Here is a 24392-nt window from a genome sequence, read left to right on the forward strand (position 1 = left end):
ATTTCCCCCTACGCGAGCGGCGACGGCAGTCGCCTGGAATACCTATGGCCCGTATCACCGTCGAAGATTGCCTGGAAGTGGTCAACAACCGCTTCGAACTGGTCATGATGGCCGCCAGGCGCTCGCGCCAGTTGGCCAACGGCGTGCCGGCCACCCTCGACAACAGCGAGGGCGACGACAAGCCGACCGTCCTGGCGCTGCGCGAGATCGCCGCGCGCACCGTCGACAACGCCCTGATCGACGAGGTCGACAAGGCCGAGCGCGAGCGCGCCGAGCGCGAGGCGCTGGAATGGGCCGCCGCCGAGGTGGTGGCCGACGACGACCTGTCCAAGGGCGAGGACTGATCCGGCGCCGGCCCCACCGACATGCCCCCGACGGCCCGCCCTGCGCGGGCCGTTCGCGTTCTGCGCGGGCCCTGCGGCCGGGCGATGACGGAGGCCGCGCGCGGCCACGCTAAGCTGCGGCCGTGACCCGTGGCCTCGACCCTTGAACATGCGCCCGCGCCGGGACCCGGCCGGAGCACGCCCGCGCGCCGCCATCGCCGCCGGACGGGGCCGCCGCTGGTCCTGGTACGCACTGGCGGCGTTGCTGCCGCTGGCCGTGGCGCTGGCCGTGTTCCGCCAGCCGCTGGCCGAACGGCTATGGCCCTCGACCCGGATCGACCGGCTCCTGGCCGAGGGCGAGCACGCGCTGGCCCAGGAGCGTCTGGACCAGGCCGACGGCCAGGGCGCGCGCCAGAAATTCGAGGCCGCGCTGGCCCTGGACGGCGACCGCGGCGAGGCCCGGGCCGGCCTGGCACGGGTAGGCCAGGCCGCGCTGACGCAGGCGCGACGCGCGACCATGGCGGCGGACCCGGCCGCCGCGCGGCGCTGGCTGGCGCTGGCCCGCGACCTGCAGGTGCCGCGTGCGCAGTGGGAGGCCGAGGCCGCGCGCCTGCGCACGATGGAGGCCGCGGCCGCGGACCTGCCGGCGCTGCGCGCCCGGGCCCAGGCGCGCCTGGCCGCCGGCGATCCCGAGGCGGCGCTGCCGTTGCTCGCCCGCGTGCTGGCGCTGGAGCCGGGCGATGCGGCCGCGCTGGAAGGACGCGAGGACGCGCTCTCGCTGCTGGTGGAACGAGTGCATCGGGCCCTGCGGTCGCAGGATCTGCGCGCGGCGAACGATTGGCTGCGCCTGGCGCGCGGCTACGACCCCGGCCATGTCGACTTGCCCGCCGCCCAGGCCCAGGTGGCGCAGGCGCTGGAAGCGGGCCGGCGCCGGGCCGAGCGCCAGTTGCGGCGCGGCCGTCCGGACCAGGCGGCGGAGGCGTTCCGGGTGCTGCGCGAGATCGCCCCGGACGATCCGGCCGTCGCCGAGAGCGCGCAGCGCACCGCCGTGGCGCTGGCGGCGCAGGCTCGGCGGCTGTCGGCCGATTTCCGTTTCGATGCCGCCGAGCGCGAGCTGGCGCGCGCGCGCGAACTGGCGCCGGACGCGGATGCGGTGCGCGAGGCCACGCGCGGACTGGCCCGCGACCGCGCCGTCGCCCGGCAGCGGCTGGTCGGGCGCACGCCGCGTCCGCAGGCCGCCCTGCGCCGTGCCCTCCAGGAATTCGACGCGGCCATGGCGCGGCGGCATTGGATCGTCCCGCCTGGCGCCAGCGCCTACGACCACCTGCGCACCGCGCAGGCCATCGCCCCGGAGGCGGCGGCCGTGCGCGATGCGGCGCAGCGGCTGCGCGCCGCCGCGCAGGACTGCGTGGAGGAAGCGATGCGCGGCAACCGGCTGCACCAGGCACAGGACTGCCACGACGCCTGGCAGGCGGTGGCGCCGGGCGATCCGGCGCGCGCGGCGGCCGCGCGCCTGGCCCAGCGCTGGCTGGCGGTGGGCGAGGAACGCCTGCGCGCGGGCGAACTGGACGCGGCCGCGCATGCGCTGGGGGCGGCGCGCAGGCTCGATCCGTCCGCCGCCGGCATCGGGGAATTCGCCGCGCAACTGGATCGTGCGCGCAGCGCGGCCCCGTGATTGCACGGCTCCCTCATCGGTGCCCGGGCCGCGTCGCCGGCTGAAGCCGGCCCCCGCGGGGGCGTCGCTCCGGGGCGGCAGCGCGCCGCGACTTCAGTCGAAGAACACCCGCCGCACCGTCGCCTCCGCCGCCTCCAGGGAAAAGTGCCGGGCCACGTTCTCCCGCCCGGTCCGCGCCTGGCGCCGCCAGCGCTCGCGGTCCCGGTACAGGCCCACGACCGCATCGGCGAACGCGGCCGCCTCGTCGGCGACCGCCACGTCCACGCCGTCGCGCAGGTGCATGCCTTCCACCGCGCAGGACGTGGCCACCACCGGCTGGCCATGGGCCATGCTCAGGTTGACCTTGCCCTTGACGCCCGCGCCGAAGCGCAGCGGCGCCACCGCCACGCGCACCTCGTCCATGTACGGCGCCAGGTCGGGCACGTGGCCGTGGACGAGGATGCCCGGCTGGCCAGCGAGCGCGCGCACCGGCGCCGGCGGCTCGGCGCCGATGCAGTGCAGGCGCACCTGCGGCAGGCGTTCGCGGATGCGCGGGAAGACCTCGCGCGCGAACCACAGCACCGCGTCCGCATTGGGCGGATGGCGGAAGCCGCCGACGAACACCAGGTCCGCGCGCGCATCGAAGTCCGCGCCGGGCCCGGCGACCTCGTGCAGGTTGGACAGCAGTTCCACCTTCGCCGCGGGCGCATCCTGCGCCAACTGCACCTGTTCCTCGGCGCTGACCACCAGGGTCAGGTCGGCGGCGCCCATGGCCGCCAGCTCACGGGTACGGGTGGCCTCGGCCGCGCGCATGGCCGTAGCGTCGCCGGCAAGCCGCGCACCGCGGCGCTCGCGCAGGTAATGCAGGTCGATGGTGTCGAACACCAGCCGCGCCCGCGGCGCGTGCCGGCGCAGCAGCGGGATGAAGGCGCCGGCCACATGGTGGCGGGTGAGCACGATCACGTCGAAGCGCGCCGCGTTGGCGCGCAGCCATGCCGGGGCCGAGCGCGCGAACGGCGCGTACCAGGTCTCCACGCCCAGCCGCTGCAGGGCACGCGTGGCCGCGCCGGCATGGGCCAGCCCGGTGGGCAGGAACGCCACGTGCGCGCCGCCGGCGCGCAGCATCCGCAGCAGGTTGAACTGGCGCAGCGAGGCCGAGTCGCGGTCCGGCCGCGGCACCGTTTCGTCGATCACCAGCACCCGGCGCTGGCCGGCGTACAGCAGCGCCGGGTCCGGTACCGTGCCCGGCGCCGGCTGCGCGCGCAGCGCGTCGGCCCACTTGTCGGCGAACACGGCCCGGTTGCGCACCTGGTAGGCCTTGATCCCGCTGCCGGTGTCGGTGCCGGCGGTGGTGCCCTCGTCATGCAGCACGCGGCTGGCCGGCTGCACCCGCACGCGCCGGCCGGCCGCGCGCACGGCGAAGGCCAGGTCGGTGTCCTCGTAGTAGGCAGGCGCGTAGCGCGCATCGAAGCCGCCGAGGGCCTCGAACAGCGCGCGCGGGATCGCCAGCGCCGCGCCGGAGCAGTAGTCGGCCTGGCGCAGGTAGGCGTAGCGTGGATCGTCGGGCGACTCGAAGCGGCCGTAGCTCCATGCGCTTCCATCGGCGAACACTACGCCGCCGGCCTCCTGCAGGCGGCCGTCCGGGTAGAGCAACTGGGCGCCGGCCAGGCCGGTGTCCGGGTGCGCCTGGAAGGTGTCCAGCAGTGCGTCCAGCCAGCCGGGCTGCGGGATCGTGTCGTTGTTGAGGAACACGATGCAGTCGCCGCGCGCCAGCGCCGCGCCGTCGTTGCAGGCGGCGATGAAGCCGCCGTTGGCGGCGCGGCGGTGGTAGCGCAGGCCGTCGACCTGGGCCATCCACGCGGCGGTGGCGTCGCCGCTGCCGTCGTCGACCACGATCACCTCGCAGGCCGCGGCCGGCGGATGCGCGGCCAGCGCGCGCAGGCAGGCCAGGGTGGCCTCGCAGTGGCCGTACACCGGGATGACCACGCTGGCGCGGGGTGTCGCGGCACCGGCGGGGCGGGGCACGGCGAACGGTGCGAACGGGGTGGGATCGGGCCGGTACGGCGGCGTGCGCGGCGGCGGCGGCGGCGGGCGCAGGTGCAGCAGCGCGCGCTGCCAGGTCGCGCGCCAGCCGCGGCTGCGCAGGCTGGACAGGCCCCGGCGCAGCAGGCCGCGCAGGTGCGCCAGCCGGAAGCGGACAACGGCCAGCCAGGTACGGTCCCGCGGTGGCGTTGGCATTCCGGTTCGCAACTCGTGACTGAAGGACAGGACGGCGCGGTCGCGGCGCGCGCGGAAGGCTGCGCTAGACTCGGCCGGTCCCGCATTCTCGCATTCCCGTGCCCCGACGCCACGCGCCCGAAGACATCGACGCCTTCGAAGACGACCGCACCGTGCCGGCCTGGCGCCGCCATCTGCTGACCGCGCTGCTGGCCGGCGCCGGCCTGGCGGCCGGCTTCCTCATCCCGTACACGATCTACCTGAACCATCAGGTCACGCGGCATTTCGGCGCGTTGCAGTGGCAGATCCCCACTCGGGTGTACGCGCGGCCGCTGCAACTGCGTCCCGGGCTGGCGCTGGACGCGCGCACCCTGCGCACCGAGCTGGACGCGGCCGGCTACCAGGAGGACGCGGCCGGCGAGCGTTCGGGCAGCTACCTGGTGGATGGAGGCCGCTTCGTCGTCTCCAGCCGCGGCTACCTGGACATCGACGGGCAGGTGCCGGCGCGGCGGATCGAGGTGGCCCTGTCCGGCGGCCGCGTGGCCCGCCTGCGCGACGCGGCCACCGGCGAGGCGGTCAAGGCCGCGCGCCTGGACCCGGCGCGCATCGCCACCCTCTACGGGCAGCGCCAGGAGGAGCGGCGCCTGGTGCGCATCGAGGAAGTGCCCGAACTGCTGGTCACCGGCCTGCAGGCGGTGGAGGACCGCGACTTCGCCCACCACCACGGCATCGACGTGTCCGGCATGGCGCGCGCGCTGCTGGTCAACCTGCGCTCGGGCGAGAAGAAGCAGGGCGCCAGCACCCTGACCCAGCAGCTTGCGCGCAGCGGCCTGCTGGGCATCGGCAAGGAACAGACCTGGACGCGCAAGTTCAACGAGATCCTGTACGCGCTGATCCTGGAGGCGCGCTACGACAAGCGCACGATCCTGGAGACCTACCTCAACCAGGTCTACCTGGGCCAGCGCGGCGGCCAGGCGATCCACGGCGTGGCTTCCGGCGCCGAGTTCTGGTTCGGCCGCGACCTGGACGAGCTGACCGTCGAGCAGACCGCGCTGCTGATCGGCCTGGTCAAGGGGCCTTCGTTCTATGACCCGCGCCGGCATCCCGAGCGCGCGACCGAGCGCCGCAACATCGCCCTGTCGATGCTGCGCGACACCGGCCTGATCGACGACGCCCGCTACCGGCACGCGCGCCAGGCGCCGCTGGGCGTGACCCGGCAGCCGGGGGTGGCCGCAGCCAACCGCTTCCCGGCCTACATCGACCTGGTGCGCCGCCAGTTGGCGCAGGACTACCCGGAAAGCGCGCTGCAAGGCGCCGGGCTGATCGTGCTCACCGGCATGTCGCCCTCGGCCCAGGCCTATTCCGAAGGCGCGGTGGCGCGCGCCATGGAGGCGCTGCAGACCGGCAAGCGGCCGCCGCTGGAAGCGGGCGTGGTGGTCACCGACGTGCATGCCGGCGACGTGCTGGCGGTGGTGGGCGGGCGCGACTTCGACACCCACGGCTTCAACCGCGCGGTGGAGGCCCGGCGCCCGGTCGGCTCGCTGCTCAAGCCCTACGTCTACCTGCTGGCGCTGGCCCAGCCGCAGCGCTGGTCGCTGGCCAGCTTCGTCGAGGACGCGCCGGTGACCGTGCAACTGGCGCGCGGCCGGCGCTGGTCGCCGGACAATTCCGACCGGCGCAGCCACGGCACGGTGCGCCTGGTCGATGCGCTGGCCCATTCCTACAACCAGGCCACCGTGCGGATCGGGATGCAGGTCGGGCCGGAGCGGCTGGCGCAACTGGTCAAGGTGCTGGCCGGGATCGAGGCCGAGCCGAACCCGGCGCTGATCCTGGGCGCCACCGACCAGAGCCCGTACGCGATGGCGCAGCTCTACCAGTTCCTGGCCTCGGGCGGGCAGATCCAGCCGCTGCGCGCGGTGCGCGGTGTGCTCGATCCGGACGGCCGCCTGCTCAAGCGCTACGACACCGCCCCGGCGCCGGCGCAGGAGGGCGACTCCATCGCCGCCAACCTGATCAGCGTGGCCCTGCAGCAGGCCGTGGCCGAAGGCACCGGCCGCCAGTTGCTGCGCGACGGGCTGGGCCGGCTGTCGGCGGCCGGCAAGACCGGCACCAGCAACGACGGCCGCGACAGTTGGTTCGCCGGCTACACCGGCGACCACCTGGCCGTGGTGTGGATGGGCAACGACCAGAACGAGCAGACCGGCCTGTACGGCGCCACCGGCGCGATGCGGGTGTGGTCGGGCCTGTTCGCGCGCCTGCCCAGCTCGCCGCTGCGCGTGGCGGAAAAGGGCCTGGACTGGCAGTGGGTGGAAGCGCAGGGCTCCTACGTCACCGACGCCGACTGCCTTGGCGCGCGCCGCTTCGCCTTCGTCGCAGGTGCCGCGCCGGCCTACGCGCCGTGCGCGCCGGCCTACGAGGAAGGCGTACCGGCCGGAAGCGGCGAGGCGGAACAGGGCAGCGGCTTCTGGCAGCGCCTGTTCGGCCGCGGCCGCCCATCGGCGCCTGAACAGCCGGCCCCGGACGCCGCGCCGGCTACGCCATAATGGCGCGCATGAACCGCCTCATTCGACGTTGCGCGCGCATGGCCGCGCCGTGCCTGCTGGTTTCCGTCCTTTCCGCCTGCGGCCCGGTGGTCCCGCCGCCGCCCGCCGCGCCCGCGGTCAGCCCGCAGCAGCGGCTGGCCGCGGTGCAGGCCGCGGCCGGCGTGGAAGACACCGAGTTGAACGTGCAGCCGCTGCGCGACCCGCAGGTGGAGGACCTGCGCGCGCAGGCCGCGCGTGCGCTGGCCGCCGGCGACGTGGAAGCGGCTGGCGAAGCGCTGAACCAGGCGCTGCTGGCGGTGCCGGACGATCCGGCCGTGCTCCAGGAGCGGGCCGAAGTGGCCCTGTTGCAGGCCCAGTACGACCGCGCCGAGATCCTGGCCCGGCGCGCCTTCGACGTCGGCTCCAAGGTCGGCCCGCTGTGCCGCCGGCACTGGGCCACGATCGAGCAATCGCGGCTGGCCCGCGCCCAGGCCGAGAACGCTGCCTCGGCCCAGGCCCAAGTGCGCACCTGCACCGTGCCGGGCGTGACCCGGTACTGAGCCGCCCGTGGCAACCACCGGTGCGCCGCGCGATCCTCGCCCGCGCATCGGCGGCCACGCCACGCCGGCCGATCGCCCCATGTCCGTACTCGCCGACGCCAGCCGCGACGCCCTCAGCGAAGGAGGCGCGCTTGCCTCCCGCCTGGACGGCTTCGTCGCCCGGCCGGCGCAGCAGCGCCTGACCGCGGCGGTGGCCGAGGCGATCGAGCGGCGCGGCGTGCTGCTGGCCGAGGCCGGCACCGGCACCGGCAAGACCTATGCCTACCTGGTGCCGGCGCTGCTGTCGGGGCTGAAGACCATCGTCTCCACCGGCACCCGCGCACTGCAGGACCAGCTCTACCACCGCGACCTGCCGCGGGTGCGCGAGGCGCTGGGCACGGGCCTGCGCAGCGCGCTGCTGAAGGGGCGCGCCAACTACCTGTGCCACTACCGGCTCCACCAGGCCAAGGGCGACGCGCGCTTCGCCAGCCCCGAGCAGGCCAGCCAGTTCCAGCGCATCGTCGCCTGGGCCGGGCGTACCCGCGCCGGCGACATGGCCGAGCTGGAAGGCCTGGCCGACGATTCGCCGCTGCTGCCGCAGGTCACCTCCACCGTCGACAACTGCCTGGGCAGCGAGTGCCCGTTCTGGGACGAGTGCTTCGTGGTCCAGGCGCGCCAGCGCGCGCAGGCCGCCGACCTGGTGGTGGTCAACCACCACCTGCTGCTGGCCGACCTGGCGCTCAAGCAGGAGGGCTTCGGCGAAATCCTGCCCGGCGCGCAGGCCTTCGTGATCGACGAGGCCCACCAGTTGCCGGAGCTTGCCGCCAGCTTCTTCGGCGAGGGCTTCGGCATGCGCCAGGTCCAGGAACTGGGCCGCGACAGCCTGGCCGAATGCAAGCAGACCACCGGCGCGCTGGCCGTGGTCCAGGCGCCGGTGCGCGCGCTGGAACAGGCGCTGCGCGAATTGCGCGCGGCGATGGAGGCGCTGCCGCCGCGCGGCACCCGCTACCGCGCCCTGACCCTGCCCGCGGTGGCCGACGGTTTCGACGTGCTGGCCGACGCGCTGGGCGCCCTGGAGGATGCGCTGGCGCCGCTGGCGCAGACTTCGCCGGGCTTCGACGCCTGCACGGCCCGTGCCCGCGACCTGGGCGAGCGGCTGGGGCGCTGGCGCGACGGCGGCAGCGCTTCGGACTCCTTCGACGACGAGGCAGCGGACGACGAGGCGCTGCTGGACGCGGTGGTCGGCGAGGGCGGTGGAGACGACGCCGCGCGACTGGCCGCCGCGGCCGCGCGCGGCGGCGAGGTCTACTGGTACGAGCTCAGCCCGCGCGGCTTCCGCTGCCAGCGCACGCCGCTGGACGTGTCCGCGCCGCTGCGCCAGCACCGCGAGCGCTCGCATGCGGCCTGGGTGTTCACCTCGGCCACGCTGGCGGTGGGCAACGGCTTCCACCATATCGGCCACAAGCTGGGCCTGTTCGACCCGGACACCCTGCTGGAGCCCAGTCCGTTCGATTGGCCGCGGCAGGCGCTGTGCTACCTGCCCGGCAACCTGCCCGAGCCGAACGATCGCCGCTTCGGCACGGCGATGCTGGACGCGGTGCGCCCGGTGCTGCAGGCGTCCAACGGCCGCGCCTTCCTGCTGTTCGCCTCGCACCGCGCGCTGCGCGAGGCCGCCGCCGCGCTGGAGGGCGGGCCGTGGCCGCTGTTCGTGCAGGGGCGGGCGCCCAAGGCCGAGCTGCTGCGCCGCTTCCGCGAATCGGGCAACGGCGTGCTGCTGGGCTCGGCCAGCTTCCGCGAGGGCGTGGACGTGGCCGGCGACGCGCTGAGCGTGGTGATGATCGACAAGCTGCCGTTCGCCGCGCCGGACGATCCGGTGTTCGAGGCGCGCCTGGATGCGGTGCGCCGGCGCGGCGGCAACCCGTTCCGCGATGAGCAGTTGCCGCAGGCGGTGATCGCGCTCAAACAGGGCGTGGGCCGGCTGATCCGCACCGAGTCCGATCGCGGCGTGCTGGTGCTGTGCGACCCGCGCCTGACCGGCAAGCCCTATGGCCGGGTGTTCATGCAGTCGCTGCCGGACTTCACGGTCACGCGCAGGATCGAGGACGTGCGGGTGTTCTTCGCGCGCATGTAGGCACCCTGTACCGCGCGGGCATGCCTGGGCCGGCCATCGAATGGCAAGGGCAACGGCATCGTTTACTCTTTGGCTCCCGCCATCGTTGCCGTACCTGCATCCCATGAAGCTGCTCGCCTTCGAAACCGCCACCGAGGCCTGTTCGGTCGCGCTGTACCTGGACGGGGAGGTGCACGAGCGCTTCGAGATCGCGCCGCGGCGCCATGCCGAGCTGGCCCTGCCCTGGGCCGAGGCGCTGCTGGCCGAGGCCGGGATCGCGCGCGCGCGCCTGGATGCGATCGCGGTCGGCCGCGGCCCGGGCGCGTTCACCGGCGTGCGCCTGGGCATCGCGCTGGCGCAGGGGATCGCATTGGCGCTGGACCTGCCGGTGGTGCCGGTCTCAACCCTGGCGGTGCTGGCCGCCGGCGCGCATGCGCAAGGGCCGGAGCGGATCCTGGCCGCGATCGACGCGCGCATGGGCGAGGTCTACGTCGGCGCGTTCCTGCGCGAAGGCGACGCGGTGGCGGCGCTCGGCGCCGAGCGCGTGCTGCGGCCGGAGGCGGTGGCGCTGGCCGAGGTGGCCGGCGGCGGCGATGCGGCCTGGCAGGGCGTGGGCACCGGTTTCGCCGCCGCCGAGGGCGTACTGGCGCGGCACCTGTCGCCGGCGCCCGCCGGGGTGGATGCCCAGGCGCTGCCGCGCGCGGCCACGCTGGCGCGCCTGGCCGCGGCGGCCCATGCGCGCGGCCAGGCGGTCGCGCCCGAGCGCGCCGAGCCGGCCTACCTGCGCGACAACGTGGCCCTGACCCTGGCCGAGCAGCAGGCGCTGCGCGGGAGCCGGCGGCCGGCATGATCGACCGCGCCGGCTACCTGGCCCTGCTGGCGCAGGCGCGCCGGTTGAGCCGAGGCGAGGACGAGGCGCGCGACCTGGTGCAGGACACGCTGCTGGCGGCCATCGAGCGCGGGCGCTGCGAACCGGCGTGGCTGGCCGGGGTATTGCGCCGCCGGGCCGCGATGCACGTGCGCGGCGAGGTGCGCCGCCGCCGCCGCGAGCGCGATGCCGCCACCGGCCTGGCCGCCGGTCCGGCCGATTCCGCCTTGCCGGGTGCCGGCCCGGACGCGCCGGACGCCTCCTTCCTGCGCGCGCTTGCGCCGGCCTCCCGCCAACTCGCGGTCCTGGCCCTGCATGGCCTGGCCGCCGAGGAGATCCGCTGGATCCTGGGCTTGGAGCCGGCCGCGTTCCGGCAGCGGATGAGCCGGCTCCGGCGCGCTCTGGAAGGTCTGGACGGCACGCTGCGCAGGCAGGCCGCCGAAGCCGCGGGCCACCCGCCGCGGCGCAGCGCCGACCTGGCCTTCGGCCGCGTCCGCCGCGCGCTCAAGGCGGCCTTGCGCGGCCCGGCGCTGGGCACGCACGATCCGGACGGCCACCTGCTGGTCCTGCGGCGGCCCGGTCACGATCGGGCGTGCCGCGGCAACGAATAGGGCAGTCCGGCATGTCGCCGGGCCGGGACGGGCCATGCCCGGCCCCTGGCATCCCAAGGAGTGATCCATGCTCAGCGGCAGCAAACTCGACACCGTGGTGTTCTTCGTCTCCAGCCTGGCGCGCAGCGCGGCGTTCTACCGCGACACCCTGGGGCTGGAGGTCCAGGCGGTCGAGGGCCACGACGGCCCGTTCGCCACCGCCCAGGCGGGCGCGGTCGCACTCGTGTTCATCGAGCGGCCCAGCCGGGTCGGCGAGTCGCCGGTGGTGGTGTTCAACATTGGCCAGGGCATCGACGACTGCGCCGACGCGCTGGCGTGCCGGGGCGTGGAGATCGTGGTGCCGGTCAGCGAAGCCCCCGACGGCGGGTTGACCCTGGACTTCCTCGACCCGGATGGCGCCGTGTTGAGCCTGTACCAGCCGCCGCGGGCGCCGCGCCGGCGCTGAGGCCGGGCCCGCATCGGCGGCATGACAGGGAGGCGTAAGGGGCGATGTGGCAAAATCGCCCTTTCCGTCTCTGCCGACCGCCGCAAATGCCGTTCCCTTCGATCCGTCCGCAACGCCTTCCATCGGCGCCGATCCCCGTGCACGCGCCCATGCACGCGCGGCGGGTCCGCTGAATCATGGCCGATGAGACCGGGCACCTCCCGCGCCGGCCCGGACGCATCCTCAAGGCGGCGCGATGGTCGTGGCAGGGCCTGTGCGCGGCGTGGCGCCACGAATCCTCCTTCCGCCTGGAAATCTACCTGTGCGCGGTCCTGGCGCCGCTGGCGCTATGGCTGGGCGCGGACGGGGTCGAGCGCGCCCTGCTGCTGGGCTCGCTGCTGCTGGTGCTGGCCGCCGAGCTGCTGAACTCGGCGATCGAGGCGGTGATCGAACGCTACGGCCCCGAGCACCACGAACTGGCCGGCCGCGCCAAGGACATGGGTTCGGCGGCGGTCTTCATGCTGATGATGAACGTGCTGCTGTGCTGGGGACTGGTCCTCGGCCCGCGGCTGCTTTGATGTCGAAACGAACGTAGGAACCGACCGCGATGAGCTTTGAATTCCTGGCCGACCCCAATGTCTGGCTGACCCTGGTGACGCTGAGCGCGCTGGAAATCGTGCTGGGCATCGACAACCTGGTGTTCATTTCCATCGCGGTGGGCCGGCTGCCGGAGGAGCGGCGCGACTTCGCCCGCAAGTTCGGCATCGCGGTGGCCTGCATCACCCGCATCGCGCTGCTGGTGTCGCTGGCGTTCCTGGCGCGGATGCAGCACGACCTGTTCAGCGTGTTCGGGATGGGCATCTCCATCCGCGACCTGGTGCTGATCCTGGGCGGCGGCTTCCTGCTGGTGAAGGGTGCGATGGAGATCCGCGAGCTGATCACCGGCGGCCACGACGACGACCCGCGCACCACCAAGAGCTCGCAGGTGTTCTGGGTGGTGATCGTGCAGATCGCCATCATCGACATCGTGTTCTCGCTGGACTCGGTGATCACCGCGGTGGGCATCGCCGAGCACATCCCGGTGATGGTGGTGGCGATCCTGCTGGCGGTGGCGATCATGCTGCTGGCGGCCAACCCGCTGGGCCACTTCATCGACGCCAACCCGACGATCAAGATGCTGGCCCTGGCCTTCATCCTGCTGGTGGGCGTGGTCCTGATCCTGGACGGCGTGGACGTGCACGTGCCCAAGCCGTACATCTACTTCGCCATGGCCTTCTCGGTGATGGTGGAGACGCTGAACCTGCTGATGCGCCGGCGCGCCGCAAGCAAGCAGGTGCCCGGCGCGGGCCAGTGGTGATGCGGGCCTGAAGCGCCCGCCGTCCGGCCGGACGCTTCCCGGCCGGTGTGGCGGGCCGGCCGGCTCGGGCACAATAGGCCCACTTCCAGGCCGGCACGCCCCATGATCGTCCTCCACCAGATCGATCCCATCGCCGTCTCGCTCGGCCCGCTGCAGGTGCACTGGTACGGCCTGATGTACCTGCTGGCCTTCGCCGCCGCGTGGTGGCTGGGGCGCCGCCGGGTCGCCGCCGGGCGCCTGCCGGGAGTGGACGCCAACGCGTTTTCCGACCTGCTGTTCTACGCCATGCTCGGCGTGATCCTGGGCGGGCGCCTGGGCTACGTGCTGTTCTACGGCCTGGGCGAGGCGTTGCGCGACCCGCTGATGGTGGTCCGCGTGTGGGACGGCGGCATGAGCTTCCATGGCGGGCTGCTCGGCGTGCTCGTCGCGGCCTGGCTGTGGTCGCGCCGGCAGGGGCTGCACTTCTTCGACACCATGGATTTCGTCGCGCCGCTGGTGCCGCCGGGGCTGGGCTTCGGCCGGCTGGGCAACTACATCGGCGGCGAGCTGTGGGGCAAGTACACCGAGGCGGGCTGGGGCGTGGTCTTTCCGGCCGGCCTGCCGGAGCGCTTCCGTAGCCTGGACCCGGCCGCGCTGAAGGCGCAGTTCGACGCCGGCGCGCTGGACGCGTTCGCGCGCCATCCCTCGCAGTTGTACCAGGCCGCGCTGGAGGGCGCGGTCATGTTCGCGGCGCTGTGGTGGTTCTCCTCGCGGCCGCGGCCGCGGTACGCCGTGGCGGGGCTGTTCGCGCTGCTGTACGGCTGCTTCCGCTTCCTGGTGGAGTTCGTGCGCGTGCCCGATGCGCAGCTCGGCTACCTGGCCTTCGGCTGGCTGACCATGGGCCAGGTGCTGAGCCTGCCGCTGGTGGCGCTGGGCCTGTACCTGCTGTGGCGCTCGCGCGGGGCGCCGGTGCTGCACCCGCGGCCGGTGCAGGGGGAAGCGCGGTGAGGCAATACCTCGACCTGCTGGGCCACGTGCTGGAACACGGCACCGAGAAGGCCGACCGCACCGGCACCGGCACCCGCAGCGTGTTCGGTTGGCAGATGCGCTTCGACCTGCGCGAAGGCTTCCCGCTGGTCACCACCAAGAAGCTGCATTTGCGCTCGATCGTCCACGAGCTGCTGTGGTTCCTCAGGGGCGAGACCAACATCGCCTACCTGAAGGACAACAAGGTCAGCATCTGGGACGAGTGGGCCGACGAGCACGGCGAGCTGGGCCCGGTGTACGGCAAGCAGTGGCGGCGCTGGAACGGCGGCGACGGCGGCGAGATCGACCAGCTTCGCTGGGTGCTGGAGGAGATCGTCCGCAACCCGGATTCGCGGCGGCTCATCGTCTCGGCCTGGAACGTGGCCGACCTGCCGAAGATGGCGCTGATGCCCTGCCACACCCTGTTCCAGTTCTACGTGGCCGGCGGCCGGCTGAGCTGCCAGTTGTACCAGCGCAGCGGCGACATCTTCCTGGGCGTGCCGTTCAACATCGCCAGCTACGCCCTGCTGACCCACATGATGGCGCAGGCGGCCGGGCTGGAGGTCGGCGACTTCGTCCATACCTTGGGCGATGCGCACCTGTATTCCAACCACTACGCGCAGGCGCGCGAGCAGCTCTCGCGCTCGCCGCGCGCGCTGCCGCGGCTGCGGCTCAACCCGGAGGTGACCGACCTGTTCGCCTTCGCCTACGACGACATCGCCATCGAGGGCTACGACCCGCTGCCGGCGATCAAGGCGCCGGTGGCGGTCTGAGCGCGATGCGCGTCTGCCTGATCGCGGCGCTGGACCGCAATGGCGCCATCGGCCGCGGCAACGACTTGCCCTGGCGGCTGCCGGACGACCTGAAGCACTTCAAGGCGCTGACCCTGGGCAAGCCGGTGCTGATGGGGCGCAGGACGGCCGAATCGCTCGGCCGCGCGCTGCCGGGCCGCGCCAACCTGGTGCTCACCCGGCGCGGCGCGGCGCCGTTCGAGGGCATGCGGGCCGTCGCCTCGCTGGACGAGGCCTTCGCCACGGCACGGGCCGATGGCGCGCCGGAGCTGTGCGTGATCGGCGGCGGCGAGGTCTACGCCTTGGCCCTGCCGCGCGCCGACGCGCTGCACCTGACCCACGTGGACACGGGGGTGGAGGACGCCGATGCGTTCTTCCCGGCATGGGACCCGGCGCAGTGGCGCGAGCGCTCGCGCCGGGCGCACCCGGCCGACGCGCGCCACGCCCATGCGTTCGAGTTCGCCGACTACCTCAGGCGCTGAGCGGCGGAGTGCGGGCGCCGCATCCCGCCGGCCGCCGACGCCGCGCGGCGCAACTCAGCCGCGCTCCTGGCGCGGGGCCGGCGGCGGCACGTCCCGCCCGGGCACCTGCACCACGCACAGTCCTTCGCCGTCCAGGCGCAGCGCGGTCAGCTTGCCGCCCCATACCGCGCCCGTGTCGATGGCGTGCACGCCCTGGGTGAGGGTCAGGCCGAGGGTGGACCAGTGCCCGCAGACGATCTTCAGGTCGCGCTCGACCCGGCCGGGCGCTTCGTACCAGGGGTACAGGCCGGCGGCCTGGGTGCCGGGCGCGCCTTTTTCCTCGATGGCGATGCGCCCGCGCGGGGTGCAGTAGCGGGCGCGGGTGAACCAGTTGATGATCGCGCGCCAGCGCTCGTGGCCGCGCAGGCCCGGCGACCAGTTCGGCTTGTCCCCGTACATGTTGCGCAGCAGGCCGCGGTAGCCGTCGCCCCGCAGTTGCTGCTCGATTTCCGCGGCGTAGTGCTCGGCCTGCTGCGTGGTCCACTGCGGGGCCAGGCCGGCGTGGACCATCATCCAGCCCAGCCGGCGGTCGGCATGCACCAGCTTCTGCCGGCGCAGCCAGCCCAGCAGCTCGTCGCTGTCTTCGGCCAGGACCACGCGCTGCAGGTCGGCGTTGACCTTGCGCTTCTCCGCCATGGGGCGCTCGCCCACGGCCAGCAGCGAGAGGTCGTGGTTGCCCAGGACCACCACGGTGCGCTCGCGCAGCGAATGCACCAGGCGCAGCGTCTCCAGCGATTGCCCGCCGCGGTTGACCAGGTCGCCGCAGAACCACAGCGTGTCGGCCGCCGGGTCGAAGCGGATCCGCTCCAGCAGGCGCTGGGTGGCGTCGTAGCAGCCCTGCAGGTCGCCGATGGCCCAGGTGCTCATCGCGGCGGCCCCATCAGTGCAGGGTCCGCGGGACGGTGAGCAGGAACGGGGCGATGGGCGCGTCGAAGCGGGTGCCGTCGGCGGCCAGCATGTCGTAGCTGCCGTGCATCGCGCCGTCGCCGGTCTCCAGCACCACGCCGGAGGTGTATTCGTAGTCCTCGCCCGGCTGCAGCCAGGGTTGCTCGCCGACCACGCCTTCGCCGTGGACCTCCTCGGTGCGGCCGTTGCCGTCGGTGATGCTCCAGTGCCGCGCGATCAGGCGCGCGGCGACGCTGCCGCGGTTGCGGATGCGGATGGTGTAGGCGAAGACGTAGCGGCCGGCATCCGGTTCGGATTGGTCGGCGAGGAAGCGCGGAGTCACGTCCACGTCGATCGCATAGGGCGTATCGGGCTGCTGCATGGCGACAGTTTAAGCAAAAAGGCCGTGACGGCCGAGGTGACGCGGGGGAGCGTGGGCCACGGCCGCAGTCGCAGCCGTATGGCACGGCAGAAGCCTCGGCTCCGGACGGGGCCGCCATGCCATGGGGGTATGGCTTACCCCTCGGGACGGCCTCCCGTCTTTACTCGGGGCCGTGGCACATCGTTTGCGCAACTAGGCGCGCTTCGCGTTCGCCAGCCGGATGAAGGCCGCCACCTCGATCTGCTCGGCCCGCGCATCGGGACTGACGCCGGCGGCCTCGAACTGGGCGGCGTCGCAGACCTCCTTCAGGGCGTTGTGCAGGGTCTTGCGGCGCTGGCCGAAGGCCGCGCGCACCACCTGGGCGAAGCGTGCGCGGTCGTCGATGCCGAGGGTGGCCGGGTCGCGCGGCAGCAGCCGCACCACCGCCGAATCCACCTTCGGCGGCGGCCGGAACGCGCCCGGCGGCACCACGAACAGCGGCTGCACCCGGCAGTAGGCCTGCAGCATCACGCTCAGGCGGCCGTACACCTTGCTGCCGGGCGCGGCGCCCATGCGGTCCACGACTTCCTTCTGCAGCATGAAGACCATGTCGCTGATCGCCGCGGCGTGGTCCAGCGCATGGAACAGGATCGGCGAGGAGATGTTGTAGGGCAGGTTGCCGACCAGCCGGAGGGATGCGCCGGCGGCCAGCGCGGTGAAGTCCACCTGCAGCACGTCGCGGTGGACGATGCGCAGCTCGCCCACGCCGTCGGCCATCGCCATCAGCGGGGCGATCAGGTCGCGGTCGAACTCGATGACGGTCAGCGCACCGTGGCGGCGCAGCAGCGGCAGGGTGATGGCGCCCTGGCCGGGGCCGATCTCGACCAGGGCATCGCCCGGCCTGGGGTCCACGGCCTGGACGATGCGCTCGATGTAGGCGCGTTCGTGCAGGAAGTGCTGGCCCAGCGATTTCTTCGGCAGGTGGCTCGTGCTCATGCGCCATTATCGCCGGATGCCGGCGCCGCGGTGGCCGGCGGTGGGCGAACCTTGCGCGGGACGGCGCGGCCCGCCGCCTTCAGTCCATCCCCAGCTTCTTGAGCTTGTAGCGCAGCGCGCGGAAGGTGATGCCCAGTTGCGCGGCGGCCTTGGTCTTGTTCCAGCGGTTGTCCTCCAGCGCCTTCTGGATGGCCGCGCGCTCCAGTTGCTCGATGTAGGAGGGCAGGGCGCCGGTACCCGGGTCCAGGTCCACCACCGCTTCCGGGGCCGCGGACGGGGGGCCGTTGTCGGCGGTGCGGATCGGCGCCTGCGGCAGGTGCAGGTCGGATGCGTCGATGCGTTCGCCGTCGGCCATGGCCAGGGCGCGCTCGAGCACGTTCTCCAGCTCGCGCACGTTGCCGGGGAACGGGTAGCCGGCCAGGGCCGACACCGCGGCAGGGGTCAGTTCCGGCGGACGGCGTTCCTGCCCGGCGGCCAGCCGCGCCAGGATCGCGCCGGCCAGTTGCGGCAGGTCGCCGGTGCGCTCGCGCAGCGGCGGCACGCGCAGCTCGATGACGTTGATGCGGTAGTAGAGGTCGTGGCGGAAGCGGCCGTCGGTCACCAGCAGGCCCAGGTCCTTGTGCGTGGCCGACAGGATGCGCACGTCCACCGGCACCTCGCCGGGCGCGCCCACCGGGCGCACGCGCTTCTCCTGGATGGCGCGCAGCAGCTTGACCTGCATCGCCAGCGGCAGCTCGGCCACCTCGTCCAGGAACAGGGTGCCGCCGCTGGCGGCCTGGAACAGGCCGGGCTTGTCGGCGTGGGCACCGGTGAAGCTGCCGCGCTTGTGGCCGAAGAACTCGCTTTCCATCAGCTCGGCCGGGATCGCGCCGCAGTTGACCGGCACGAACGGGCCGCCCGCCCGCGCGCCCTGCTCGTGGATGGTGCGGGCGACCAGTTCCTTGCCCACGCCCGATTCGCCCAGGATGTACACCGGCGCCTGGCTGCGCGCGACCTTGGCGATGGTGGCGCGCAGGGTGGCCATGGCCGGGGAGTCGCCCAGCAGGCGGCTGGCCTGGTCCTGCGGCGAGGCGGCCGGGTGGGAGCGCTCGCTGTTGTTGAGTTCCAGCGCATGCTTGACCAGCCCGCGCAGCACGTTGATGTCCACCGGCTTGCTGACGAAGTCGAACGCGCCGGCCTTCAGCGCCTCCACCGCCAGGTCCATGTTGCCGAACGCGGTGATCATGGCCACCGGCGTCTGCGGGTGGTCGCGCACGATCTCGCCGACCAGCTCGATGCCGTTGCCGTCGGGCAGGCGCATGTCGGTGAAGCACAGGTCGTAGCGGCCGCCGCCCAGCAGTTCCCGTGCCTCGGCCAGGTTGGCGGCGGTGTCCACACGCAGCCCCATGCGCCCCAGGGTCAGGACCAGCAGCTCACGGATATCGCGTTCGTCGTCGACGATCAGGGCGCTGCGGCTTTGGCTCATGAAGGGAAACGATAGCGGAGTCAACCGGTCGGGCCAAGCGCCGGCGCGCGGCGGCTCATACCGGCAGCATGTTGTGCGGGCCTGGCAGGACCACGCGGAAGCAGGCGCCGCCGCCGGGCACCGGCACGTATTCCAGGGTGGCCTGGTTGGCCCGGCTCAGCTCGCGGGCGATGTACAGGCCCAGGCCGGTGCCGTGCTCGGAGGTGGTGAAGAACGGCCGGAACAACTGCGCGGCCACGCCCTCGGGAATGCCGGGGCCGCGGTCGAGCACGTCCACCATCGCGTTGCGCTCGGTCTGGAACACGCGCAGGCGCACCCGCGCCGGCTCGTCCATGATCCGCCCGTACTTGAGCGCGTTGTGGACCAGCGAGGTGAGGATCTGCTGCAGGTGCCGCGGGTCCACCAGGGTGGGGACCGGCTGCGCCGGGATGATGGCCTCCAGGCTGTCGGTCTCGATCGACAGGGTCTGCCGGTAGTCGTCCACGAAGCGGCGCACGAACGCGCCCAGGTCGATGTTCTCCGGGTTGGCCCGCTCGCGCCGGGCCAGCCCCAGCACGCTCTCGACGATGCCGTTGGTGCGCTGACACTGCTGGTGGATGATCTGCAGCAGGCGGCGGTCGGTGTCGTCCACCCCGCGCGACTCCTCCAGCAACTGGGCCGCGTAGTTGATGGCTGCCAGGGGGTTGCGGATCTCGTGGGCCAGGCTGGCCGAGAACCGGCCCAGCGCGGCCAGGGTCAGCGACTCGGCCCGGCGCGAGACCACGGTGGCGTCGTCCAGGAACACCAGGACCACGTCGCTGTCGGCCAGCAGGCGGGCGAAGCGCGGCTGCACCTCCGGCTGGTCGGGCAGCAACTGCATCGGGCTGTCGTCCACCTCCCAGCCGTTGCGCCAGCGCAGCAGGCGCCGGGCCAGCTCGGGCGCGGCCGTCGTCAGCGAGGCCGTGCGGGCCCCGGCGCCGTCGCCCAGCAGCAGCGACGCGGCCTCGTTGGCCAGGGTGATGCGGTTGTCGGCGTCCACCACCAGCACCCCGGTGCGCATGCGGCGGATGATCAATTCGTTGATCTCCACCAGGTTGGCGACCTCGGCGGTGCGCCGGGCGGCCAGTTGCTGGCTGGAGCGGGCGCGCTGGCCGATCTGGTGGGCCAGCCAGGCCAGGGCCAGGTAGCTGGTGACGAACATCGACAGCTCGGCCAGCGAGCGCGGCGCCGGGCCGGTATCCAGCATCGACCACACGTACTCGGCCACCATCGCCCCGGAGGCCAGCACCGCCACCGCCAGCCCGTAGCGCAGCGGCAGCAGCATGGCCGCCGCGGCCACGTTGAACAGCAGCATCATCGCGATGCCGGCGCCGACCATGGGCAGGGCGTGGGTGGCCACGGTCGCGGCCAGGATGTCCAGGCAGGTGCCGCCGAACACCAGCGGCACCAGCCAGCGCTCGTTGCGCCCCAGCACCAGCATGCCCAGGGCCGCCACCAGGTAGGCCACGGCCACGCCGCCGCCCAGGGCGGCGTTGCGCGGCGTGCCGACCATCTCGCGCAGCGGGCTGAACACCAGGGCCGCCACCAGCCCGGCTTCCAGCACCCGGTACAGGGCGAAGAAATAGAGCTCGCGCTTGGGGATGGACTCGATGCGCTGGATGAGCGAAGCGTGGGGCAAGCGGGGCTCCCGGGTTCGCGGCTGCGGGCCAGTATAGGCGGCGTGCCCGCGCCCGGCGCGGACCGCGTTTTGCACCGCCGGGGCCGGTCGGCGACAATACCGCCCCCGCCTGCACGCCATCCGGCTGCCCCCGGCCGGCTCGTCGCGTGCCCGGCGGTCATTCCCCACCCCACTGGTGAAGCATGAATTTCCACGAGTACCAGGCGAAACAACTGTTTGCCGACTACGGCATCCCGGTCCCGGCCGGACGCGTCGCGTCCACCCCGGCTGAAGCGGTCGACGCGGCCAAGGCCCTGGGCAGCGGCCCGTGGATGGTCAAGGCCCAGATCCACGCAGGCGGCCGCGGCAAGGCCGGCGGCGTGAAGTTCTGCAAGACCGCCGACGAGGTGTTCAACGCCGCCATCGGCATGCTGGGCAAGAAGATGGCCACCTACCAGTCCGCCGGCGTGGCCCTGCCGGTGAACCAGGTGCTGGTCACCGAGGCCGGCGAGATCGCCAAGGAACTCTACCTGTCGGTGCTGGTGGACCGCGGCAGCAAGTCGATCACCTTCATCGCCTCGTCCGAGGGCGGCGTGGACATCGAGACGGTCGCCGCGCAGACCCCGCACCTGATCCAGACCCTCAACGTGAACTTCGTCGAGGGCCTGCAGCCGTACCAGGCGCGCAACGTCGGCTTCGCCCTGGGCCTGAACGCCAAGCAGACCGGCCAGCTCGTGAAGATCATGACCGGCCTGTACCGGCTGTTCAACGACAAGGACCTGTCGCTGGTGGAGCTGAACCCGCTGGCGATCCTGGACAGCGGCGACCTGTACGCGCTGGACGGCAAGGTCAATTCCGACGACAACGCCAGCTTCCGCCACCCGGACCTGGTCGCCATGCGCGACAAGAGCCAGGAGGACGAGACCGAGGTGCTGGCCAGCCAGCACGACCTCAACTACGTGACCATGGACGGCGACATCGGCTGCATGGTCAACGGCGCCGGCCTGGCGATGGCGACCATGGACGTGATCAAGCTCAACGGCGGCGAGCCGGCGAACTTCCTCGACGTCGGCGGCGGCGCCACCAAGGAGCGGGTGACCACCGCGTTCAAGCTGATCCTGTCCTCGGACAAGGTCAAGGCGATCTTCGTCAACATCTTCGGCGGCATCGTCCGCTGCGACATGATCGCCGAGGGCATCATCGCCGCGGTCAAGGACGTGGGCGTCAAGATCCCGGTGATCGTGCGCCTGGAAGGCACCAACGTGGAGGAAGGCAAGAAGCTGCTGAAGGAAAGCGGCCTGGCCATCATCCCCGCCGACGACATCAACGACGGCGCCAAGAAGTCGGTCGCCGCGGTCGCCGCCTGAGTCTGATCTTGACGGCAGCGGATACGGCGTGAATCCCGACCTCCCCCCCCTTGAGTCTAAGGGGGTGGCTCGCCGCGAAGCGGCGGGACGGGGGTTGTGGAAGCGCGCACCGGGCATCGGCGCAGCCGATGCCCGGTTTCCGGAGCCGGCATCCATTACGAAATTCGAGGACTTCAAACAATGTCCGTTCTGATCAACAAGAACACGAAGGTGATCGTGCAGGGCTTCACCGGCCAGCAGGGCACCTTCCACGCCGAGCAGATGGTCGAGTACGGGACCCAGGTCGTCGGCGGCGTCACCCCGGGCAAGGGCGGCCAGCAACACATCGGCCTGCCGGTGTTCAACACCGTCGCCGACGCCGTGGCGCAGACCGGCGCCGACGCCTCGGTCATCTACGTGCCGCCGGCGTTCGCGGCCGACGCGATCCTGGAGGCGGCCGCGGCCGGCATCAAGGTCGTCGTGTGCATCACCGAGGGCATCCCGGTGCTGGACATGCTGCGGGTGAAAAACGTGCTCAACGGCTACGACGACGTGGTCCTGATCGGTCCCAACTGCCCGGGCATCATCACGCCGGGCGAGTGCAAGATCGGCATCATGCCGGGCCACATCCACCAGCCGGGCAAGATCGGCATCGTGTCGCGCTCGGGCACGCTGACCTACGAGGCGGTCAAGCAGACCACCGACGTGGGCCTGGGCCAGTCGACCTGCATCGGCATCGGCGGCGACCCGATCAACGGCCTGAACTTCGTCGACTGCCTGAAGCTGTTCAACGAGGACCCGCAGACCGAGGGCATCATCATGGTCGGCGAGATCGGCGGCAGCGCCGAGGAAGAGGGCGCCGAGTACATCAAGCAGCACGTGAAGAAGCCGGTCGTGGGCTTCATCGCCGGCGCCTCGGCCCCTCCGGGCAAGCGCATGGGCCATGCCGGCGCGATCGCCTCCGGCGGCCAGGGCACGGCCGAGGGCAAGTTCGCGGCGATGGAAGCGGCGGGCGTGACCACCGTGCGCTCGCCGGGCGACCTGGGCGCGGCGATCAAGGCCCGCCTGGGCTGAGCCACGCTTCCCGCGCCACGCAAGGCATCGACGAGGCCGCCCCCGGGCGGCCTCGTCGTTTTTCCATCGCCGGCATCCGTGACGCCGCATGCCCTACTTCGCGTGTAGGAGCCGGCTTCCGCCGGCGACCGCCGGCATGGCGATCGTCCCAGGCTCCCGTGGACCCTGCCGCCGGCCGCACCCGGCGCTTCCGGAGGGCATCGCGAAGGCAACGGCGGTGGGAGCCGGTGGGCCGGCCGCGCCGTGCCCGTGGCCGGCATCGCGCCTCCGCCGGCCGCCTCCAGCCGGCACCCGGGAACACCGCCGCCCGGCCGCGCCGCGCCATGCCGGGGCCGAGGGTGTGACAAACCGCCTGCTGCGGCGAATCACCTGGACAACGCACAATGCTTTCCGGACCCGCCCCGCATGGATCTCGCCACGAGCATGGCCCCAACCCCGGCACAGGCCTTCGACACGCTGCTGCAGCGGCACCGCGGCATCGTCCGCAAGGTGGCCGGCAGCTACGCGCGCGGCGCCGAGGACCGTGCCGACCTGGCCCAGGAGATCGCCATGCAGTTGTGGCGGGCGTGGCCGGACTACGACCCGTCGCGCAGCTTCTCCACCTGGATGTACCGGATCGCGCTCAACACCGCGATCTCGTTCCTGCGCGGCCAGTCGCGGCGGCAGGACTCGGTGCCGCTGGACGACCACATCGACAGCCTGGCGGGCGGGGCCGCGTTCGATCCGGAGACCCACGAGCGCCTGCGCCTGCTGCAGCGCTTCATGGCCACGCTCGGTGCGCTCGACCGCGCGCTGCTGCTGCTCTACCTGGAGGAACGCAGCGGCCGCGAGATCGCCGAGGTGCTGGGCATCGGCGAAAGCAACGTCACCACCCGCATCGGCCGGCTCAAGCAGCGCCTGCGCGATTTCGCCGGCGCTTCCCCGCGGCCGTGACCCCACAGGAAAACAACCGATGGATGCCACCATGGAACTCGACGAACTGAAGCAGGCCTGGCAGGTGCTGGGGCAACGGCTGGAACGGCAGGAAACCATCCAGTGGCAGTTGCTGCGCGAACGCAAGCTGGACCGGCTGCGCTCCGGGCTGCGCCCGCTGGCGTGGACGCAGGCCCTGCAGATGCTGCTGGGCATCGGCCTGATCGTGCTGGGCGTGGGTTGCTGGACCGGCAACACGGGCGTGCCGGGGCTGTTCTGGAGCGGCCTGCTGGTGCACGCCTTCGGCGTGGCCCACGCGGCGCTGGCCGGCATCACCCTGGGGCTGCTGGGCACGATCGACTACGCCGCGCCGGTGCTGCGGATCCAGAAGCAGTTGTCGCGCCTGCGCGGCTTCCATGTGTTCAACGCCGCGGTCTGCGGCGCGCCCTGGTGGATCATGTGGCTGCCGGTGGTGGTGGCGTTCGCCGGGTTCGGTACCCGCGGCCAGCCCGGGCCCACGCCCGGCTGGGTGGCGATCAGCCTGGCCATCGGCGTGGCCGGCCTGCTGGCGACGTATGCGCTGGCCTGGCGCGCGCACCGTCGGGCCCGCTCCCGGAATGCGGCCGGGCCGTTCGACAACGCGGGCGTCGAGCGCGCGCGCGCGCTGTTGGGCGAGATCGCCGAATTCGAGCGCGAGTGAAGGCGGTCCGGGCATCGTGCCGGTGCGGCATCCGGTCCGGGGAATGGGAGTCGCGGCCGTCGCTTGCGCCACGGT

General features: G+C 72.8%; 22 protein-coding genes and 1 pseudogene. 17 read left to right on the forward strand and 6 right to left on the reverse strand.

The genetic code is table 11. The features are described from left to right. Positions 1-44: 44 nt before the first annotated feature. Positions 45-344, forward strand: a complete 300-nt coding sequence (rpoZ, locus tag HNR76_RS03605) for a DNA-directed RNA polymerase subunit omega (RefSeq protein WP_162312232.1) — start codon at positions 45-47, stop codon at positions 342-344. A 148-nt stretch (positions 345-492) separates the two neighbouring features. Beyond that, a complete protein-coding gene (locus HNR76_RS03610; protein WP_162312233.1) occupies positions 493-1998 on the forward strand; it encodes a hypothetical protein in 1506 nt (501 codons plus the stop codon). A gap of 93 nt (positions 1999-2091) precedes the next feature. Here the strand turns inward: HNR76_RS03610 and HNR76_RS03615 are convergent, their stop codons facing one another. Next, complete coding sequence (locus HNR76_RS03615) at positions 2092-4215, reverse strand: glycosyltransferase (protein ID WP_183982111.1); 2124 nt, start codon at positions 4213-4215, stop codon at positions 2092-2094. Between the two features lie 98 nt (positions 4216-4313). Here HNR76_RS03615 and mrcB point away from each other — a divergent pair, with 98 nt between their 5' ends. The 11 genes from mrcB to HNR76_RS03670 all read left to right on the forward strand — a co-directional run bounded on the left by mrcB (position 4314) and on the right by HNR76_RS03670 (position 14903). Further along, the gene (gene mrcB / locus HNR76_RS03620) at positions 4314-6737 is read left to right on the forward strand and encodes a penicillin-binding protein 1B (RefSeq protein WP_162311012.1); all 2424 of its coding nucleotides are present in this window, start codon (positions 4314-4316) and stop codon (positions 6735-6737) included. An 8-nt stretch (positions 6738-6745) separates the two neighbouring features. Further along, positions 6746-7276 carry a hypothetical protein gene (locus HNR76_RS03625; RefSeq protein ID WP_162311011.1) on the forward strand — a complete coding sequence of 177 codons (531 nt, stop codon included), beginning with the start codon at positions 6746-6748 and terminating at the stop codon, positions 7274-7276. Positions 7277-7355: 79 nt separating this feature from the next. Then, positions 7356-9386, forward strand: coding sequence for a DNA repair helicase YoaA (gene yoaA / locus HNR76_RS03630; RefSeq protein ID WP_162311010.1), 2031 nt, complete (start codon positions 7356-7358; stop codon positions 9384-9386). A 103-nt stretch (positions 9387-9489) separates the two neighbouring features. Beyond that, positions 9490-10215 carry a tRNA (adenosine(37)-N6)-threonylcarbamoyltransferase complex dimerization subunit type 1 TsaB gene (gene tsaB / locus HNR76_RS03635; protein ID WP_162311009.1) on the forward strand — a complete coding sequence of 242 codons (726 nt, stop codon included), beginning with the start codon at positions 9490-9492 and terminating at the stop codon, positions 10213-10215. Then, entirely contained in the window at positions 10212-10844 is a 633-nt protein-coding gene (locus HNR76_RS03640) for an RNA polymerase sigma factor (RefSeq protein ID WP_162311008.1), read from the forward strand. The genes tsaB and HNR76_RS03640 overlap by 4 nt, the downstream gene beginning before the upstream one ends. Positions 10845-10911: 67 nt before the next feature. Further along, entirely contained in the window at positions 10912-11289 is a 378-nt protein-coding gene (locus tag HNR76_RS03645) for a VOC family protein (RefSeq protein ID WP_162311007.1), read from the forward strand. A gap of 176 nt (positions 11290-11465) precedes the next feature. Next, a complete protein-coding gene (locus HNR76_RS03650; protein WP_162311006.1) occupies positions 11466-11846 on the forward strand; it encodes a diacylglycerol kinase in 381 nt (126 codons plus the stop codon). 29 nt (positions 11847-11875) lie between these two features. Continuing rightward, on the forward strand, positions 11876-12625 hold the full coding sequence (locus HNR76_RS03655; protein WP_162311005.1) for a TerC family protein: 750 nt from the start codon (positions 11876-11878) through the stop codon (positions 12623-12625). Between the two features lie 102 nt (positions 12626-12727). Further along, on the forward strand, positions 12728-13612 hold the full coding sequence (lgt, locus tag HNR76_RS03660; protein ID WP_162311004.1) for a prolipoprotein diacylglyceryl transferase: 885 nt from the start codon (positions 12728-12730) through the stop codon (positions 13610-13612). Beyond that, on the forward strand, positions 13609-14403 hold the full coding sequence (locus HNR76_RS03665; RefSeq protein WP_162311003.1) for a thymidylate synthase: 795 nt from the start codon (positions 13609-13611) through the stop codon (positions 14401-14403). Before lgt ends, HNR76_RS03665 begins: the two co-directional genes overlap by 4 nt. 5 nt (positions 14404-14408) lie before the next feature. Next, positions 14409-14903 carry a dihydrofolate reductase gene (locus HNR76_RS03670; RefSeq protein WP_162311002.1) on the forward strand — a complete coding sequence of 165 codons (495 nt, stop codon included), beginning with the start codon at positions 14409-14411 and terminating at the stop codon, positions 14901-14903. Positions 14904-14972: 69 nt separating this feature from the next. Here the strand turns inward: HNR76_RS03670 and HNR76_RS03675 are convergent. From HNR76_RS03675 to HNR76_RS03695, 5 genes and pseudogenes are all read right to left on the reverse strand, one after another. Next, positions 14973-15809, reverse strand: a pseudogene (locus HNR76_RS03675) (symmetrical bis(5'-nucleosyl)-tetraphosphatase); the annotation flags it as partial. A gap of 13 nt (positions 15810-15822) precedes the next feature. After that, the gene (gene apaG, locus HNR76_RS03680) at positions 15823-16209 is read right to left on the reverse strand and encodes a Co2+/Mg2+ efflux protein ApaG (RefSeq protein ID WP_162311000.1); all 387 of its coding nucleotides are present in this window, start codon (positions 16207-16209) and stop codon (positions 15823-15825) included. 192 nt (positions 16210-16401) lie between these two features. Then, positions 16402-17184 (reverse strand): 16S rRNA (adenine(1518)-N(6)/adenine(1519)-N(6))-dimethyltransferase RsmA, encoded by a 783-nt coding sequence (rsmA, locus tag HNR76_RS03685; protein ID WP_162310999.1) that lies wholly within the window; start codon positions 17182-17184, stop codon positions 16402-16404. A gap of 79 nt (positions 17185-17263) precedes the next feature. Then, positions 17264-18649 carry a sigma-54-dependent transcriptional regulator gene (locus HNR76_RS03690; protein WP_162310998.1) on the reverse strand — a complete coding sequence of 462 codons (1386 nt, stop codon included), beginning with the start codon at positions 18647-18649 and terminating at the stop codon, positions 17264-17266. 55 nt (positions 18650-18704) lie between these two features. Then, positions 18705-20306: a sensor histidine kinase gene (locus HNR76_RS03695; protein WP_162310997.1), complete on the reverse strand. Its 1602-nt coding sequence runs from the start codon at positions 20304-20306 to the stop codon at positions 18705-18707. A 182-nt stretch (positions 20307-20488) separates the two neighbouring features. Between HNR76_RS03695 and sucC the strand changes: the two genes are divergently transcribed. The 4 genes from sucC (at position 20489) to HNR76_RS03715 (ending at position 24317) form a co-directional block, all read left to right on the forward strand. Then, positions 20489-21652, forward strand: coding sequence for an ADP-forming succinate--CoA ligase subunit beta (gene sucC / locus HNR76_RS03700; RefSeq protein WP_162310996.1), 1164 nt, complete (start codon positions 20489-20491; stop codon positions 21650-21652). A 180-nt stretch (positions 21653-21832) separates the two neighbouring features. Continuing rightward, a complete protein-coding gene (gene sucD / locus HNR76_RS03705) occupies positions 21833-22705 on the forward strand; it encodes a succinate--CoA ligase subunit alpha (RefSeq protein WP_162310995.1) in 873 nt (290 codons plus the stop codon). A gap of 423 nt (positions 22706-23128) precedes the next feature. After that, the gene (locus tag HNR76_RS03710; protein WP_246429003.1) at positions 23129-23638 is read left to right on the forward strand and encodes a sigma-70 family RNA polymerase sigma factor; all 510 of its coding nucleotides are present in this window, start codon (positions 23129-23131) and stop codon (positions 23636-23638) included. A gap of 19 nt (positions 23639-23657) precedes the next feature. Then, positions 23658-24317 carry a hypothetical protein gene (locus tag HNR76_RS03715; RefSeq protein WP_162310993.1) on the forward strand — a complete coding sequence of 220 codons (660 nt, stop codon included), beginning with the start codon at positions 23658-23660 and terminating at the stop codon, positions 24315-24317. The last annotated feature ends 75 nt before the right edge of the window (positions 24318-24392 follow it).

The sequence above is a fragment of the Pseudoxanthomonas broegbernensis genome (genome assembly GCF_014202435.1).
In the GTDB taxonomy this organism is placed as follows: Bacteria; Pseudomonadota; Gammaproteobacteria; order Xanthomonadales; family Xanthomonadaceae; genus Pseudoxanthomonas; species Pseudoxanthomonas broegbernensis.

Coding starts and splice junctions, on each gene's coding strand:
- HNR76_RS03615 (WP_183982111.1), bottom strand. CDS start 4,215: ATGCCAACGCCACCGCGGGACCGTACCTGGCTGGCCGTTGTCCGCTTC.
- HNR76_RS03650 (WP_162311006.1), top strand. CDS start 11,466: ATGGCCGATGAGACCGGGCACCTCCCGCGCCGGCCCGGACGCATCCTC.
- HNR76_RS03710 (WP_246429003.1), top strand. CDS start 23,129: ATGGCCCCAACCCCGGCACAGGCCTTCGACACGCTGCTGCAGCGGCAC.
- tsaB (WP_162311009.1), top strand. CDS start 9,490: ATGAAGCTGCTCGCCTTCGAAACCGCCACCGAGGCCTGTTCGGTCGCG.
- HNR76_RS03610 (WP_162312233.1), top strand. CDS start 493: ATGCGCCCGCGCCGGGACCCGGCCGGAGCACGCCCGCGCGCCGCCATC.
- HNR76_RS03645 (WP_162311007.1), top strand. CDS start 10,912: ATGCTCAGCGGCAGCAAACTCGACACCGTGGTGTTCTTCGTCTCCAGC.
- rpoZ (WP_162312232.1), top strand. CDS start 45: ATGGCCCGTATCACCGTCGAAGATTGCCTGGAAGTGGTCAACAACCGC.
- lgt (WP_162311004.1), top strand. CDS start 12,728: ATGATCGTCCTCCACCAGATCGATCCCATCGCCGTCTCGCTCGGCCCG.
- HNR76_RS03655 (WP_162311005.1), top strand. CDS start 11,876: ATGAGCTTTGAATTCCTGGCCGACCCCAATGTCTGGCTGACCCTGGTG.
- HNR76_RS03690 (WP_162310998.1), bottom strand. CDS start 18,649: ATGAGCCAAAGCCGCAGCGCCCTGATCGTCGACGACGAACGCGATATC.
- apaG (WP_162311000.1), bottom strand. CDS start 16,209: ATGCAGCAGCCCGATACGCCCTATGCGATCGACGTGGACGTGACTCCG.
- HNR76_RS03640 (WP_162311008.1), top strand. CDS start 10,212: ATGATCGACCGCGCCGGCTACCTGGCCCTGCTGGCGCAGGCGCGCCGG.
- HNR76_RS03715 (WP_162310993.1), top strand. CDS start 23,658: ATGGATGCCACCATGGAACTCGACGAACTGAAGCAGGCCTGGCAGGTG.
- sucD (WP_162310995.1), top strand. CDS start 21,833: ATGTCCGTTCTGATCAACAAGAACACGAAGGTGATCGTGCAGGGCTTC.
- HNR76_RS03625 (WP_162311011.1), top strand. CDS start 6,746: ATGAACCGCCTCATTCGACGTTGCGCGCGCATGGCCGCGCCGTGCCTG.
- sucC (WP_162310996.1), top strand. CDS start 20,489: ATGAATTTCCACGAGTACCAGGCGAAACAACTGTTTGCCGACTACGGC.
- rsmA (WP_162310999.1), bottom strand. CDS start 17,184: ATGAGCACGAGCCACCTGCCGAAGAAATCGCTGGGCCAGCACTTCCTG.
- HNR76_RS03670 (WP_162311002.1), top strand. CDS start 14,409: ATGCGCGTCTGCCTGATCGCGGCGCTGGACCGCAATGGCGCCATCGGC.
- yoaA (WP_162311010.1), top strand. CDS start 7,356: ATGTCCGTACTCGCCGACGCCAGCCGCGACGCCCTCAGCGAAGGAGGC.